This window comes from Thalassolituus pacificus, assembly GCF_025318105.1.
Lineage (GTDB): Bacteria > Pseudomonadota > Gammaproteobacteria > Pseudomonadales > Oceanobacteraceae > Venatoribacter > Venatoribacter pacificus.
In genome coordinates this window covers 42,560-58,597 of record NZ_JAOANI010000032.1, presented here as the reverse complement: position 1 = coordinate 58,597, position 16,038 = coordinate 42,560, and the positions used below count along the sequence as shown (strand labels likewise).

Below are 16,038 nucleotides of genomic sequence, written 5' to 3'. Positions count from 1 at the left end.
ACCAGTATGCTTTTGGTTTTTGTCCTATGTCAAAAATAATTTTGTCCTATTTATGAATATTACCGGCAAGAGCATTGCAGAGATCGTCGCCAGCATCCGACAGCTGGTGCAGAGCGGACAGCTGGAAGAAGGCGCGTTATTGCCGCCTATCCGCGAGCTGGCAGAACAACTTGGGGTAAACCGCAATACCGTCGCGGCGGCCTATCAGCGGCTGGTCAGCGCTGGTCTGGCGGTCAGCCAGGGGCGGCGTGGCACGATGATCCGAACCCAGGCGGAAGGTGGTTTTCAGGAAGGCGCGATGCCGGATTCGCCGCTGACTGATCTGGCCAGTGGTAATCCGGCGCTGCACTGGCTGCCGGATATCAGCCGTTATTTAGCGCAGCTGCCTGCCCGTACTCCGCGCTTATATGGCGAGCCGCTGCTGAATCCGGAGCTTGCTGCGCTGGCACAGAGCCGGCTGTTTTCCGATCAGGCGGAAGCGGATGCGCTGGTGCTCAGCCATGGTGCGGTGGACGCGGTTGAGCGTCTGTTACTGGCCCATCTGAAGCCCGGTGACAAAGTCATCGTCGAAGATCCCTGTTTTCTGGGCACCATCAACACCCTGAATCAGGCCGGGCTGGAAGCCGTTGCCGTCAGTGTTGATGCTGAAGGTCTGCAGACAGAGGCTTTGGCGGCGGCGCTGGCGACCGGTGTGCAGGCCCTGATCTGTACACCCCGTGGTCATAACCCGACCGGTTGCAGTCTGAGCCAGACCCGGGCGACAGAAATCCGCAGCTTGTTGGCGCAATACCCGGATGTATTGCTGATCGAGGATGACCATTTCGCCACCGTTGCCGGCTCGGCGTATTACAGCATCATGCCCGCAGGCCATCGTCATCACGCGCTGGTGCGTTCGGTATCGAAAGGTTATGGCCCAGACCTGCGCTGTGCCTTTATTCACAGCGATGCCCAGACCCGTGAGCGTCTGTTGCTGCGCCTCACACCGGGCAGCAACTGGGTCAGCCATCTGCTGCAGGATCTGATCAGCCTGCTGCTGGCCAGCGATGAGGTACAGCAACAGCTGACACAGGCGGCGGATTATTACCGGGCGCAGCACAGCGCACTGGCGGCGGCGCTGAATGCGGCAGAATTACCGGGACTGCCAGTGCTCAGTGCACCGGCGGATGGTCTTAATTTCTGGCTGCCATTGCCGGGGCTGGATGCAGAACAAATCAGCCATCGTCTTGCCCGCTACGGCTGGCTGGTGCGTGATGCGGCGGTGTTCAGTGTGCGTCAGCCACAGAGTGCATTGCGCATAACCATCAGTGAGCTGGACGGCGAACAGCAACAGAAGCTGATTGCTGATCTGCGCAAATGCCTGTGACAAAAACGGTGCGGCTTTGCCAGCACCGGTTAAATCCGCGAGAATAACGACCTGATTTTTCTGGCCCGGAGGCCGGGTATTTTATGACCACCCGTATTGCTATCAATGGTTTCGGCCGTATCGGCCGTTGTGTACTGCGTGCTCTGTACGAAAATGGCTATCGCGATCAGTTGCAGGTTGTCGCCATTAACGAGCTGGCCGATATTGAAACCATCAGCTACATGCTGCGCTACGACAGCACCCACGGACGTTTTCCGGGCCAGGTTGAGGTGGTGGATGAACGTCATCTGAGTGTGAATGGCGACCGTATCTGTATCCGCCACGAAGCGGATGCCGCCGCCCTCGACTGGGCTGCGCTGAATATTGATCTGGTGCTGGAATGCAGCGGCCAGATAAAAACCCGCGAAGAGTGTGAGCAGCATCTGGCCGGTGGCGCGCATAAAGTGCTGATTTCTAACCCTGCCGACAGTGCGGTGGATAACACCATTATTTTTGGTCTTAATCAGCACACGCTGAGTGACGATCAGCACATCGTTTCCAATGGTTCCTGCTCGACCAATTGTCTGCTGCCGATTCTGACTTTGCTGGATGACGCCTTCGGCATCGAAGCCGGGGTAACCACCACCATTCACTCGGCGATGAACGATCAGCCGGTGATTGACGCCTACCATTCCGATTTACGCCGCACCCGCGCTGCAGGGCAAAGTATTATTCCGGTCGATACCGGATTGCCGCTGGGCATTGCGCGGTTAATGCCGAAACTCGCCGGTAAAATCGAAAGCCTGCATGTGCGTGTGCCAACCATTAACGTGTCGGCGCTGGATATCAGTCTGCAATTACAGCAGCCAACCACCACGGATGTGGTTAATTCACTGCTGGCAGAAGCCAGCACCGGTGCATTAAAGGAGATTATCGGTATCACCGATGATGCGCATGCTTCTATCGATTTTAATCATGATCCGCGTTCAGGGGTTGTCGATGCCACCCAGACCCGTGTCAGTGGCGGTCAGCTGCTGAAGTTGCTGGTGTGGTTTGATAACGAATGGGGTTTTGCCAACCGTATGCTGGATACTGCCTGCGCCATGAGTGCAGAGAATCGTCGCTAATGTTTTTGCTTATGCCCTGGATATTCTTTCAGGGCTAGATGGGCTGCTCCCTGTGCTGCCTCTGATAAATTATTGTGTTGCTGGTTTTATTTATCGGGGGCTGGGGCAAAAACATACTGATTGCGGCCGTTGTTTTTTGCGTTATAAAGGGCTTCATCGGCACGGATGCAAACAGAGTCAATGGTGTCGCTGGCCAGAACCGGCGTAATTCCAAAACTGCATGTCACTGGTTGCTCCAGTTCCTCAACCCCTAGACTGCCGGAGTTAAGCAGCTGCATTATTTTTTCAATTCTATTAATGGCCGTATCCCTACTGCATTCCTGCAGTAAAATCATAAATTCCTCACCGCCAAACCGGTACACCTTATCGACAGGGCGGATATTGGCCTCAATCAGCTTCACAAATGCCAGCAATACCTTGTCACCAATATCATGACCAAAGTTATCGTTAATCTTTTTAAAGTGATCAATGTCGGCGGCGATAATAAATAAGCTTTTATCGCTCTGTTCCAACCGCGATGCCATCTTTTCAATATCCCTGAAATGATCCTGAAAGGATCTCCGGTTCAGGGCATTGGTTAATGAATCACGATAGGCCAGGTTTTTCAGCTGAAGTGTTTTTTCACGCAGAGAGTGCTGGAGTAAATATTGCTGTCTTACATTTTTATGGTGGGTGATCGATAACAGTATGCCTGCGCCATTAGTGAACGTATAACCAAAAATCATCATTATCTGGTCATGAACATTCAGTTCTTTCAGGGTGAGTACAATGAGTATCGCCATGGACGAGTGGTAGAGACAGATGATTGTTGAGAGCTTTACCGTCAGTATGCCGGCAGCGTACAGACTGAGCATGATGATGATGTCAAACAAGGCGTACAGTGCGTAGTCACCCAGAAAGGTAAACGAACCCAGCTCCAACAGAACAAACACCACAAATAAAGTACAGAACAGCAAGGCATCGTAAGTGGAAGGGCGCTGCACATGGGGAATAACCAATAAGAAAATAATACAGACACCGATATGAAGCAGTCGCTGTATCAGCAGAAACGTATCCCATGGTGCAGGTTTCACAACCATGAAATCAGACAGCATAAACATAGGGATGGATATGGTAATAAAAGCACAAAGTCCAAAGACCAGGCGACGTTGTTTCGGCAGTTCCTCCTGACGGAAGAGGTTCTCTTTCTCAGGGTCTTTAAAAACGGCAAGAAAGCGATGCATGTGCGGCGATCCTAAGTCCATATCAACAGTCGGCTTTTCCCCCATTACTTTACCTCAACGATTGTTTAGTAATAGCCTAGCCCAACTTGCTGATCCGTCCACATCCCGGTGCTATCGTACTGAATCACGCATACAGTGGCCGCAGGGCGGGCGCTGTAACGCTTGTTATTAATAAAAGTGTCGATCAAAAACCGGGCTAAACTGCGAATAAGACAGCCGTTTATATATGCCGGAGTTATTGCATGCTTATCCGTACCCGCCTGACCCTTGCCCTGTTGTCAGCTGTCATCATCCCTTTGCTGATCATTACCATTCTGGTTGTTCTGGAACTGCGCAGCAGCGCTCTGAACAGCTTTGAAACCCGCAGCAGTGCTGAAATCCGTCATATTGATACCGCCTTCAGCCTTTACCTTAATGGTCTGGCGGAAGATGCCGCTTTTCTGGCTTCGACCCAGGCGCTGAAAGCTCTGGACGAGTCGGTATCGGATTATCGTGGTGCAGCAAAACCGACCTTTGCTCAGCGCAGTGGCAGTGTTGAGGCTGATGCCTATGCACTGATGGACGATTTCGGTAAAGCGCGGCCGGATCTGGCTTATGTTTTTCTGGGGCTCAGCAGTGGTGGTTATATTCAGTGGCCGGGCAGTGATCTGGGCAAGTATGACCCGCGTCAGCGTCCCTGGTATATCGCTGCTCAGGCTGATCCTGGCAAGCCGGTACGGGCAGCCGCCTATGAAGACGTAAACACCGGAGCACCGCTGCTTGATTACTTGCATACCTTTACCACCGACAGCGGCCTGCAAGGTGTGGTCGGGGTGGATGTCACCCTGAGTAAGCTGACCGATATGGTGAAACAGGTACAGTTCGGCAAAGACGGCTATCTGATTCTGGTGGAAGAAACCGGTACGGTGCTGGCCGATAGTGGCAATAAAACAAATAACTTTAAAAATATAAAAGAGCTGGGCGAAGCCTATCAGCAGTTTTTTGCCCGTGAAGGATTATTTGAAACTGAGCTTAATGGGCAGCGCTGGTTTGCAACGGCTTACACCTCACCGGCGTTGGGCTGGAAATTTATCGGCGTTATTCCGGCTGACGAAGTGTTTGCTGTTGCCACTAAAGTGCGCAATACCATTTTACTGATCAGTCTTGTGTTGCTGGGTATTTTTGCCGTACTGGCTTACTGGATCAGCAACCTGATTGCCAAACCGATTGGTGCAGTTACCCGGGGTCTGGAAGAAGTTGCCAGTGGCGAAGGGGATCTGACGCGCAGACTGAGAGTGCTCAGCTCAGATGAGTCCGGACAGATGGCTAATGCCTTTAACCGTTTTATCACCATGATTCATTCACTGGTATCCGATATTAATGAAGGCGCCGCAGATGTAAAAAATCAGGCTCTGGCTGCACAGGCTATTTCCGATCAGCTGGCGGGTATTTCTGATCAGCAATCCAACTCGATAGAACAGGTATCGACAGCTTTTAATGAAATGGTGGCGACGTCCAACGAAGTGGCAAAAAACTGCAGTGAAACGGCAATTGCCGCCGACCAAAGCCAGCATCATGTTGAAGACGGGCGGCAATTTATTCAGAAAACGACGAACGCAGTCACGGCTCTTGAAAAGGTCATTGAAGATTCCAACCAGGCAATGTCGACCCTGGCAGAAGAGTCGCGCAATATCACCACCATTCTCGATACCATTCGCGGTATCGCCGAACAGACCAATTTACTGGCACTGAATGCTGCCATTGAGGCGGCACGAGCAGGCGAACAGGGGCGCGGCTTTGCGGTAGTGGCCGATGAAGTACGGACTCTTGCCGGGCGTACTGCGGAATCAACCGAGGAAATTGATCAGATGATTACATCGCTGATTAACCGCACCAGTGAGGTGTCGGGCAAGCTGGCCAGCAGCCTGGATCACTCACGGGAAACCGCAGAGACTACCGAGCAGACCCGTGCGGTATTTGAGTCCATCGAAGAATCCGTCTCCCGAATCCGTGATATGGCCACCCAGATTGCGGCGGCCGCTGAAGAACAGCATCTGGTGGCGGAAGAAATTAACCAGAATATTATCCGCATTAATACCGAAGCCACCAATGCCAACGACAGCTCGCGACAGCTGAAAGAAAACTCTGATTCGCTTGGCAATCTGTCGCATGATCTGTCAGCGCTGGTCAGCCGCTTCCGGGTTTAAATTCAGGGTCACTGGGCTGGCTGATCGTCGGTGTTTTTAAACTGGGTGTTTTTAAACTGCAGATCGGCCAGCCGTTTGTACAGTGGCGAATGTTGCATCAGCTCCTGATGTGTTCCTATCGCCACCAGTTGGCCATGATCAAACACCGCAATACGGTCAACATTAGTGATGGTGGCTAAGCGGTGGGCAATCACAAAGGTGGTGCGGTCTTTCATTAAGATATCCAGCGCCTGTTGCACCAGATGCTCACTTTGCGCATCGAGGGCGCTGGTGGCTTCATCCAGCAATAATATTTCCGGATCACGTAGAATAGCACGGGCAATGGCCAGTCGTTGTTTTTGTCCACCGGACAGCTTCACCCCTTGCTCACCTAAAAAAGACTGATATTTATCCGGTAATTGCTGAATAAATTCATCGGCATTCGCGGCCCTGGCTGCGGCCAGAATTTCAGTCTCACTGGCATCGGGTTTGCCATAACGAAGGTTATCCAGCACGTTGGCGCTGAACAGCACCGGTTGCTGTGGCACCAGGGCAAACTGGCCGCGCAGCTGCTGTAAATCCCAGTCCCGTAACGATTTTCCATGCAGCAGAATATCGCCCTGTTGTGGATCGCGAAAGCGCAGCAATAAATCAAATAAGGTGGATTTTCCGGCTCCGGATGGACCAACCAGTGCGATGCGCTCACCGGGTTGTATATCCAGCGTTAAGTGACTGATGGCTTTACGGTCCGGGCGACTGGGGTAGTGATAATGCACATCGCGGAAACTGACTAATGGCTGACCGGCTTTTGCCTCAAGCAGAATCTCTGTGCTTGGCTGCGGTGATTGAATATCGGCTTCGGTCGCAAGCAGCTCGCGGATACGCTCAGCGGCGCCGGCGGCACGTTGTACTTCACCATAGACCTCGGTCACGGCAGCCAGCGAACCGGCGACCATAATGGCGTAAAACACAAAGGCAGCCAGATCACCGCCTGACAGTTTTCCGGCAATCACATCACTACCGCCGATGTACAGCATACCGGCCACAGAACCCATCACCAGCACCATTACCAGAGCAATCAGCCAGGCGCGCTGGCGGATTCGTTTCAGGGCGACATCAAAGGCACCTTCAGCGGCGAGGGCGAATTGCTGGGTAACAATATCTTCGCGGGTAAATGCCTGCACCACTTTAATATGCTGCAGACTTTCACCGGCCCATGCGCCGACGCTGGCAATTTTATCCTGGCTGTCACGGGACAGTTTTTTCACCTTGCGGCCAAAATAAATCATCGGAAAAACCACTAAAGGCACGGCGACCAGAACAATCAGGCTGAGTTTTAAATTGCTTAAAAACATCAGCGTGATGCCACCGATAAAGGTCAACGAATTACGCAGGGCAAAGGAAAATGATGAGCCGATAACCGTTTGTAGTAATGTGGTGTCGGTGGTTACCCGGCTCTGAATTTCACCGGCCAGATTATCTTCAAAAAAGCTCGGAGGCAGGCTGACCAGATGCTGATACAGTTGTTTGCGGATATCGGCCACCACCCGCTCACCGAGCCACGACACCATATAAAAGCGGAAATAAGCGCCGGTAGAAACCAGTACAACCAGAATGGCGAACAGCTGCAGGGCATCGGCCAGACCTTCGGTGGATTGTGCAGCAAAACCATTGTCGACCATTAAGCGCACGCCTTGTCCTAATCCGAGGGTGAGCCCAGCGGTAGCAACCAGCGCAATAATGGCGATGGTTAAACGGAATTTATAAGGGCGGATAAATTGCCAGAGCCAGAGCAGCATCAGAAAGGTCTTTGTTAATAAGAAGTTACTCAGGCTAACGGCTGCGCACTTTTGGAGCAAGGTGCATACACGACGTTCTCATGCTGACGGTACATCGTGCAGTCTGTTTGCTGCTGGTACAAATGACAGTCTGCATACGCGGCAGAAGTGATAACGCAGGCTAAGATAATCTTTAAGACAATATTCGGAAGGATGAGTTATGCGTTTCTCAAAGTTACTGAAGTTCGTATTCATACTGTTACTGACTGCCGGATTTAAACCCGTTTGGGCAGGTGACCTGACGGAGCTGGAATACATAACCGAATCTTATCCGCCTTATAATTTTAAGGAAGGTAACCAGCTGCAGGGGATCGCAGTCGATGTCTTGGTTGCTGCAACGGCGGCCGCGGGCGATCCTTTATCTGTTGCCAGCATTCGTATGCTGCCCTAGCCGAGAGCGTATCTTCGGGCTCAGAAGGAGGATGGCGTGGTGCTTTTTTCTACCACCAGAACTGAGCAGCGTGAACCGTTGTTTCAATGGGTTGGTCCTATTGCCGCAACCCGGGTGGTTCTGATGGCCCGTAAGGCAGACAATATTGTTATCAGTAGTGTTGATGATATCAGCCGCTATACCGTGGGGGCGATTCTTGATGATATTGGTGAGCAACTGTTAAAAAGCGCCGGTGTTGCTGAATCTTCGATCAAAATTATTCCTTCAGCAGATGCGTTAGCGAAAATGCTGGGGGCGGGGCGTATTCAGCTTTGGGCTTACGAAGAGAACGTCGCCCGTTGGTATATTAAACAAAGCAAACTCGACAATACTCAGTTCGAAGTTGTGCATGTGCTGAAAGAGAGTGATCTTTATTACACGCTTAACAACAACATACCGGCAGAAACGGTTCAGCGTTTGCAGAATGGTGTGGATAAAATCCTGAATGATAAAGCCGCGTATCAAAAAATTCTGGACCGTTATTTATAAGCCGTCGGCACAGATGAGCATCATCGGTAAGTATGTGCGTTCCAGCCGTAGGGCGGGCACTGCCCGCCAGGCTGTGGGAACGGCTTTTATCTGCGTGAACGGCATTTATCTGTGGGAACGGCTTTCAGCCGTGACAACACCGAAAAAACCATCACGGTCAGCACTGGCGTTTTATCAGGCGGGCGTACTCAGGCGTTACGCGCCGTATCCTGAATACGCTGCACCATCGCGCGCAGCCCGTTACCACGGGTCGGACTCAGGTGTTTGACCAGATCAATTTTGCTGAAATAGTTGTCGATATCAAACGCGATAATATCGGCCGGGGTTTTGTGGTTGTACGCCGCCAATACCACACCGAGTAAACCGCGCACGATGTGTGCGTCGGAGTCGGCTTCAAAATTCAGCACGCCGTTATTCAGTTCGCTGTCGATCCACACCTGACTCTGGCAGCCGCGCAGCAGGTAAGTATCATTTTTCTTGTCATCACTCATCGCCGGTAATTGTTTACCCAGATCGATGATGTATTTGTAGCGCTCTTCCCAGTCGTCAAAAAAGCCGAGGGTATCGAGGATGTCGTCGGTGCTGATGTCTGCCCCGAACGGGTTCTGTACTAAAGCCATGATCAGTCCTTACAGCGATTCAACAAAACGGCGGATACGGTGTGCAGCTTCGATGCATTCATCCACGCTGGCCACCAGTGCCATACGTACGCGGTTTTCACCGGGGTTAATGCCATCGACGGTGCGCGATAAATACGAGCCGGGCAATACGGTTACATTCTGCTGGGCAAATAACTGCTGGGCGAAGGTTTCTTCATTAATCGGGGTTTTGGCCCATAAATAAAAACTGGCGTCGGTCTGTTCCACCGCCATGACCGGATTAAGAATTTCAATCACCGCGCGGAATTTCTGCGTGTACAGCGCACGGTTATCGGCAACGTGCTGCTCGTCGTTCCAGGCGGCGATAGAGGCCAGCTGCGTTTGCAACGGCATAGCACAACCGTGGTAAGTACGGTACAGCAGGAAAGGTTTTAACAGCGCGGCGTCACCGGCAATAAAACCGGAGCGCAGGCCTGGCAGGTTGGAGCGCTTGGACAGCGAGTGAAACACCACGCAGTTTTTATAATCGTGGCGGCCTAAACGGGCACAGGCTTCGAGCAGGCCTATCGGCGCTTCTTTGCCATCGACATAAATTTCGGAGTAGCACTCATCACTGGCCAGGACGAAATTGTAACGGTCGGCCAGCTCAATCAGCTGTTTAAACTGTTCGAAGCTCAGTACGGCACCGGTCGGGTTGCCCGGCGTGCACAGGAACAATAACTGGCAGCGCTGCCAGACATCCGCCGGCACGGCGTTGTAGTCCGGGTGGAAATCGTTATCGGCCAGACAAGGCAGGAAATGCGGTGTGGCACCGGCCAGATAGGCTGCGCCTTCGTAAATCTGATAGAACGGATTCGGGCTGACCACCAGAGCATCAGGCTGACTGCGGTCAACCACCGCCTGGGTAAAGGCAAAAATAGCTTCGCGCGTGCCGTTGACCGGAATCACCTGCGATACCGGATCAATGCTGTTCAGACTGAAGCGGCCTTTGAGCCAGCTGGCAATGGCTTCGCTCAGCTGTGGCAGCCCCTTGGTGGTCGGGTAATTTTCCAGACGGCTGATATTGTCGATCATCGCCTGTTGTACAAAGGCCGGAGACGGATGCTGAGGCTCGCCGATGGACAGCGCAATGTGTGGCAGCTGCTCATTCGCCGTAACGGCGGCTTTCAGCTTAGCGAGTTTCTCAAAGGGATAGGGCTGTAATTTGCTCAGATCGGGATTCATGCCTTCCACCGGAGTTCGGAATTTCAGATGCGCGGCATTATACAGGCATTTGCGCAGGATGCTGCTTTGGCGGCCTGCCGGAATTTGACGCTGGCCATCATGCCACCCATAGTTTCAGCACGGATATTGTTTCGGACGGAAAATAATGCGGCGGCGTATTTGTTTGATATTAGCCTGGCTGCTGACCTTATCTGCCACAGAGTTGCAGGCGGAAATAGCGCAAGAGTTCCGGGCGCAGCAGGGCGTCATGAATCTGTCCGGCAGGCCGGTAACTCAGCCATTGGCGCTGGCGGGAGAGTGGCGTTTTGCCTGGCAGCAGCTGAGTGATGGCACAGGCAGTGATGACTGGCCGTTGTTTGTTATGCCATCGACCTGGGATCAGAGCGGCCAGGCCGGTTATCAGTACCCGGGGCAGGGCTATGCCACCTTTGTGCTGGATATTCAGGGGCTTGATCCACAGGTTGACTGGGCGTTGTTTGTGCCGGAAATCGCCACCAGTTTCCGCCTGTTGGCCAATGGCCGCGATATTCTGCATGGCGGCCGCGTGGGTACTTCCCGTCAGGAGGTACAACCCTATCAGGGCAATCGCTGGGTCAGGCTGGGAGGTATCGCTGATGGCCGTCTGCAGCTGGTGCTGCAGGTTGCTAATTATCACCATCACAGTGCCGGGCCATGGCAGCCACTGTTACTGGGCCCGGAAGATCAGATCACCCGAGGCTACGCCCAGCATGTGATTTATGAAGCCGTTATCCTGCTGCTGTTATTGTTGATTGGTCTGCTGTTGGTGATGGAATATACGGTAGACCGTAAAGACCGCACCGGACTGTGGCTGGGGCTGTTTACCCTGATGCTGGGCGTACGCCTTGGTACCACCTCATTTGCCCCGCTGTACTGGATGCTGAGCCTTAATCCGCCCTGGGAACTGCATATCCGGGTGCTTTATATCAGCATGCTGGTCAGCCCGGTGCTGTTGTTTGGCTGGCTGCACTCTGCTTTCGGTACCGACTTCAGCCGGAGTCTGCGTAATCTGTTCAGCCTGCCTTTCCTGTTAGCCGCGCTGCTTTGTCTGTTGTTACCGCCGCTGTGGTTTACCGCATTACTGGGAATCTTTGGTGGTTTGCTGCTGCTGGGCGTGGTGGTGTCAACGTCGGCATTGCTGCGTATGGTGTATCTCGGCCGTCGTGGTGCCTGGCTGATTCTGCCGGGGACGATGCTGTTGGGTGTGGCGGTTATTCACGATGTGCTGCTGAATAATCAGCTGCTGAGCGGACAGTACTGGTCGCCGCTGGGGTTTCTGATTTTTATTGTGTCGATGATCTGTAACTTCCTGCTGAACCGGGTCTGGTCACGGCATGAAATTGTTCGCCTGAGCGAAGAACTGCGGCTGATAAACCGCGAGCTGGAACAGCGGGTGGCGGAGCGTACTCAGGCGCTGGCGGAGAAAGCCAACGCCCTGCTGGATGCCAACCAGCAGCTGCAGGTGCTGGCGGATGTGGATGGTCTGACCGGCCTGCTGAATCGCCGTGCTTTGCTGGAGCAATTGCAACAACTGAAACAGTGGCAAGGCAGCGTCGCGGTTTTGTGGATCGATCTGGATCACTTTAAACGTATTAATGATGGTTTTGGTCATGCCGCCGGTGATGCTGTGCTGGCGGCGTTTGGTGCATTGTTGCGCCGCCTTGGACGTGACCGTGACCGGCTGGCACGGCTGGGCGGGGAAGAGTTTGCGGTGCTGCTGCTTGATTGCGGAGCCGAGGGCGCGGAAACCTTTGCCCGGCGTCTGCAGCAACAGTTGCGTGAGTTGCAGGTGCCGGACTGGCCGCAGATTCATAATCTGAGTGCAAGTACCGGTATCACCGTCGGCCGTCTGGGAGAAACCGATGGCGAAGAGCTGCTGAACGCGGCTGATCAGGCGATGTATGAAGTAAAACACTCGACCCGTGACGGTTACAAAATTGCCGCCGACTACCGTCGCTGATCAGTGACCAGCGGCTTTAATGGCAACCGGCAGGATGGGTTGTATCTCCTGTCCCAGACAATGCCAGGCACTGCCTGTTTTTTGCTTGGCCTGCTGTTTTGCCTGTGCCGCCAGTTGCGCGAGGCTTTGCGGGTCCTGATTTTCAATCAGGGTTGATGGCACCACGCCAATGGCTAAACCGAGCAGCGGAATCCGGCTCAGCTGGCCGCTGCGGTCATGGGCGTTAAGATAGCCACGACTCCAGTCGTCGTTGCGGTGAAACTCCGAACACTGCTGGTTAAACGCCTGCAATAGTTGCTCACACAGCGGATAAAAATCTGCTTCCTGGCTGATCAGTACAAAATCATCGCCACCAATATGGCCAACAAAATTAAGCGCCGAACTGTGCTGTTGCAGCAAGCGGCCGAGCCAGCGTAATACCGCATCGCCCTGACGGTAGCCGTACTGGTCGTTATAGGGCTTGAAGTGGTTCAGGTCGAGGTACAGCAGATAGAAATGGCTTTGCTGGCGCAGCAGTTGCTCAATATGTTCGTCGATCGGTACGTTGCCCGGTAACAGGGTTAGCGGGTTGGCATAACGGGCTTTCTGAATCTGGCTGTCGGTAATGTGTTTGAGCAGGTCTTTGCTGTTTACCACGCCCTGATAACGGCCTTCGCAGGTAACAATCAGATGCTGGCGCAGGTCTTCGTCATCATCGTCGGTGAGCACTTTACTGACTGCTTCCAGAGTCATGGCGCAATCGACGATCAGCGGATTCTGCTGCATAAAGTGACCAACGGTTTTGCGTTCAAACAACGCGCGGCCATACGGTTGGGCGAATAATTCCAGTAATTTACGCCGGTGCAGTAAACCGACCGGGCGTTCTTTTTCCAGTACCGGTAATGACATCAGTAAGGGATTGTCGCGGAACCGTTCATCCACTTCGCGCATCGGCACGGAGGCGGCAATGGTTTCCAACGGCTGGCAAAGATTGCCGATGGGCTGCTCAACGCCATTGGCGTGTATCGGGCGGGTAGGGGGGATGCTCTGTTCGGGCGTGAGAAATTCCGCTTTGCTTTGCGGCTTGCCGAGCAGATAACCCTGGCCGATATGAATGCCCATGCTGCGGATTAAATTCAGCTCGCCCTGGGTTTCGATACCTTCGGCAATCACTTCGCATTGCAGTTGTTCACACAGATGCACCACCGAGGTAACAAAGGCCTGCTTTACTGTGTCCTGATCAATGCGGTCGATAAAGTGACGGTCAATTTTTACATAGTCTGGGCGAATTTCGGACCAGAGTTTTAAGCCGGAGTAACCGCTGCCCAAATCATCAATGGCGATGCCATAGCCCAGCTCTTTCAGGTGGCCGATCAGAGTCAGAAACCGGCTGGTATTATCAATGGGAAAACGCTCGGAAATTTCCAGTACAACATCGGTTGGTTGCAGACCGTGATGACCTAAACGTTCGGTCAGCTCGCTGAGTTCTTCGCCATAGGTTTCTTCGGCCGAGGTTTCTTTGGCCGGGGTTTCTTTAGCATAGTTGAGCAGGCTTTGCGGACAGATGTTAATAAACAGCAGCCCATCGCTTTTTTGCCGCGAAAAATGGCGGACAGCAGAACGGATGCAAAGAATCTCCAGATCCGGAATGCGGTCAAACTGATGCGCCGCCTGGAACATCAGATCCGGGCGTTGCAGTAAATGACCCGGAGCTCCGCGGGTCAGTGCTTCATAGCCCAGAGCGCGGTTACGGCTCAGATCGACTATGGGTTGCAGCACAGTGTGAATGGCTTCCTTGCTGATCAGCTCGTCCAGACTGCGTTGCAGAAGATGGGGCGCCATATCAAAACCAAACAGAATAAGTCGGCGTATAGTGCCGCCGCTGCATGACCTGCAGATGACAAAATGGTAAACAAAAGCAGGGGTTGTGTAAGGGGATGTGAGCAGCGCTGGCCTGCCAAGAAAAGGCGGCGTGAAGAGAAAACCGGTCAGCAGACATGACGCCGCCTGCTGACCCCTGTGCGGACTCAATGCCCGCTAAACAGTTCTCTGGCGGCCTGCTGGTGGTTAGCCATCAGCTGCTGGATATCGCCGCCCAGCCATTGTTTATCGCGTACTTTCCAGTCGCCGTTAATCATCACCGCATCGGCCTGACTGGCACCGCACAGCACCAGGGCTGCCAGTGCATCATGGGCGCCACTGAAGCGCGGTTCATCCAGTTTAAAAAAGGCGATGTCTGCGCGCATGCCGGGCGCCAGTTCACCAATATCATCCCGGCGTAAAACCTGAGCCGAACCTTTGGTGGCGAGGTGTAAAGCATCCAGATGGGTAAACTCATCAGCCTGATAACGCAGGCGCTGAATTAATAACGCCTGCCGTACTTCCTGCATTAAATTGCTGTGGTCGTTGGAAGCGCTGCCATCCACACCGAGCCCGACCGGGCTGCCGGCGGCGCGCAATTCATTCACCCGGCAAATGCCGGAAGCCAACACCATATTGGATGACGGACAGTGGCAAATGCCGGTGCCGGCCGCGCCCAGGCGCTGAATTTCTTCGTCATTAAAATGAATACCGTGGGCCAGCCAGGTGCGGCTGTTAAGCCAGCCAACAGAATCCAGATAATCCAGTGGGCGTTGGCCAAACATCTGCAGGCAAAAATTATTTTCGTCTTCGGTTTCAGCAAGATGAGTATGCAGGCCGACATCGTATTGTGCCGCCAGCTCCGCACTGGCGCGCATGATGTCCGGCGTGACGGAAAACGGCGAGCACGGAGCCAGGGCGACTTCGAGCAGACCGTGTTCATCGCGCTGGTGCCAGCGCTCGATCAGGCGTTTGCTGTCATCCAGAATCACCTGTTCGGTCTGCACCACCGAACGCGGTGGCAGGCCGCCATCATCCACACTCAGGCTCATCGAGCCGCGGGTAAGGGTGGCGCGCATGCCCAGTTTTAAGCTGGTTTCGGCCTGAATATCGATAGCGTTTTCCAGCCCGGCCGGAAACAGATAATGATGATCCGCCACCGTGGTGCAGCCAGACAGCAACAGCTCAACCATCGCCAGTTCGGTCGCCAGCGCATGTTGTGCCGGGGTCAGCCCGGCCCAGATCGGGTAGAGGGTTTGCAGCCAGGGGAATAAGCGCTTGTTGAGTGCTGGTGGGCAGGCGCGGGTAAGGGTCTGATAAAAGTGATGATGGGTATTCACCAGACCGGGCAATACAACGTGCTCGCTGGCATCAAAGGTTTGCGCCACCGGTTGTGCCGGCTGCTGGCCTTGTGCCAACACTTCTACAATGCGGCCGTCGGCGATAACCAGTCCGCCGCTGGCGTCCAGTTGGTTTCCGCTAAATACGGCGCGGGGGTTTTTAATCCAGAGTGTGTTCATGGTGTGCTCCGCAAAAAATCCGCAGCGGCACAGAAGGCAGAGGATAGGCTCTCACCACCGGTCGCTAACGAACAAAAAATAAACCGCACAGGTGCGCGGTGAACGTTAGCAGTGACCAAGTGTTAATCTGCCGGCGCTGATGATAGCAGGATGCTACTGGCAGACAAGTATTCCCGCGTTAATGTGACTCAGGCCACGGGTGTGATGCAGTTATAAATAACAAGCATATCAACCTTGGTGCACAGACTGTTTTACGCTCTTAAT

Annotated in this window: 11 protein-coding genes; 5 read left to right on the top strand and 6 right to left on the bottom strand. The window is 53.5% G+C overall.

Features of this window, described 5'->3' with window-relative positions:
• Positions 1 to 52: 52 nt before the first annotated feature.
• On the top strand, positions 53 to 1,363 hold the full coding sequence (locus NYR02_RS19110) for an aminotransferase class I/II-fold pyridoxal phosphate-dependent enzyme (protein ID WP_260977962.1): 1,311 nt from the start codon (positions 53 to 55) through the stop codon (positions 1,361 to 1,363).
• 83 nt (positions 1,364 to 1,446) lie between these two features.
• Positions 1,447 to 2,469: a type I glyceraldehyde-3-phosphate dehydrogenase gene (locus NYR02_RS19105; RefSeq protein ID WP_260977961.1), complete on the top strand. Its 1,023-nt coding sequence runs from the start codon at positions 1,447 to 1,449 to the stop codon at positions 2,467 to 2,469.
• Positions 2,470 to 2,555: 86 nt separating this feature from the next.
• On the opposite strand, the gene NYR02_RS19100 is transcribed toward NYR02_RS19105, so the two are convergent.
• Positions 2,556 to 3,737 carry a GGDEF domain-containing protein gene (locus tag NYR02_RS19100; protein WP_260977960.1) on the bottom strand — a complete coding sequence of 394 codons (1,182 nt, stop codon included), beginning with the start codon at positions 3,735 to 3,737 and terminating at the stop codon, positions 2,556 to 2,558.
• 197 nt (positions 3,738 to 3,934) lie between these two features.
• Here NYR02_RS19100 and NYR02_RS19095 point away from each other — a divergent pair, with 197 nt between their 5' ends.
• Positions 3,935 to 5,878: a methyl-accepting chemotaxis protein gene (locus NYR02_RS19095; protein ID WP_260977959.1), complete on the top strand. Its 1,944-nt coding sequence runs from the start codon at positions 3,935 to 3,937 to the stop codon at positions 5,876 to 5,878.
• A gap of 8 nt (positions 5,879 to 5,886) precedes the next feature.
• Here NYR02_RS19095 and NYR02_RS19090 read toward each other — a convergent pair whose 3' ends face one another.
• Positions 5,887 to 7,656 carry an ABC transporter transmembrane domain-containing protein gene (locus NYR02_RS19090; RefSeq protein WP_260977958.1) on the bottom strand — a complete coding sequence of 590 codons (1,770 nt, stop codon included), beginning with the start codon at positions 7,654 to 7,656 and terminating at the stop codon, positions 5,887 to 5,889.
• A gap of 466 nt (positions 7,657 to 8,122) precedes the next feature.
• Between NYR02_RS19090 and NYR02_RS19085 the strand changes: the two genes are divergently transcribed.
• Positions 8,123 to 8,614: a substrate-binding periplasmic protein gene (locus NYR02_RS19085; protein ID WP_260977957.1), complete on the top strand. Its 492-nt coding sequence runs from the start codon at positions 8,123 to 8,125 to the stop codon at positions 8,612 to 8,614.
• Between the two features lie 188 nt (positions 8,615 to 8,802).
• Here the strand turns inward: NYR02_RS19085 and NYR02_RS19080 are convergent, their stop codons facing one another.
• Both NYR02_RS19080 and dapC read right to left on the bottom strand, forming a co-directional pair.
• Positions 8,803 to 9,234 carry a SufE family protein gene (locus NYR02_RS19080; RefSeq protein WP_260977956.1) on the bottom strand — a complete coding sequence of 144 codons (432 nt, stop codon included), beginning with the start codon at positions 9,232 to 9,234 and terminating at the stop codon, positions 8,803 to 8,805.
• 9 nt (positions 9,235 to 9,243) lie between these two features.
• Positions 9,244 to 10,437, bottom strand: coding sequence for a succinyldiaminopimelate transaminase (gene dapC / locus NYR02_RS19075; protein WP_260977955.1), 1,194 nt, complete (start codon positions 10,435 to 10,437; stop codon positions 9,244 to 9,246).
• Positions 10,438 to 10,600: 163 nt separating this feature from the next.
• Here dapC and NYR02_RS19070 point away from each other — a divergent pair, with 163 nt between their 5' ends.
• Entirely contained in the window at positions 10,601 to 12,415 is a 1,815-nt protein-coding gene (locus NYR02_RS19070; RefSeq protein ID WP_260977954.1) for a sensor domain-containing diguanylate cyclase, read from the top strand.
• On the opposite strand, the gene NYR02_RS19065 is transcribed toward NYR02_RS19070, so the two are convergent.
• Together NYR02_RS19065 and NYR02_RS19060 are read right to left on the bottom strand one after the other, a co-directional pair.
• Positions 12,416 to 14,236 carry a GGDEF domain-containing protein gene (locus tag NYR02_RS19065; RefSeq protein ID WP_260977953.1) on the bottom strand — a complete coding sequence of 607 codons (1,821 nt, stop codon included), beginning with the start codon at positions 14,234 to 14,236 and terminating at the stop codon, positions 12,416 to 12,418. It lies immediately after the preceding gene.
• 185 nt (positions 14,237 to 14,421) lie between these two features.
• Complete coding sequence (locus NYR02_RS19060) at positions 14,422 to 15,774, bottom strand: 8-oxoguanine deaminase (protein WP_260977952.1); 1,353 nt, start codon at positions 15,772 to 15,774, stop codon at positions 14,422 to 14,424.
• Between the last annotated feature and the right edge of the window lie 264 nt (positions 15,775 to 16,038).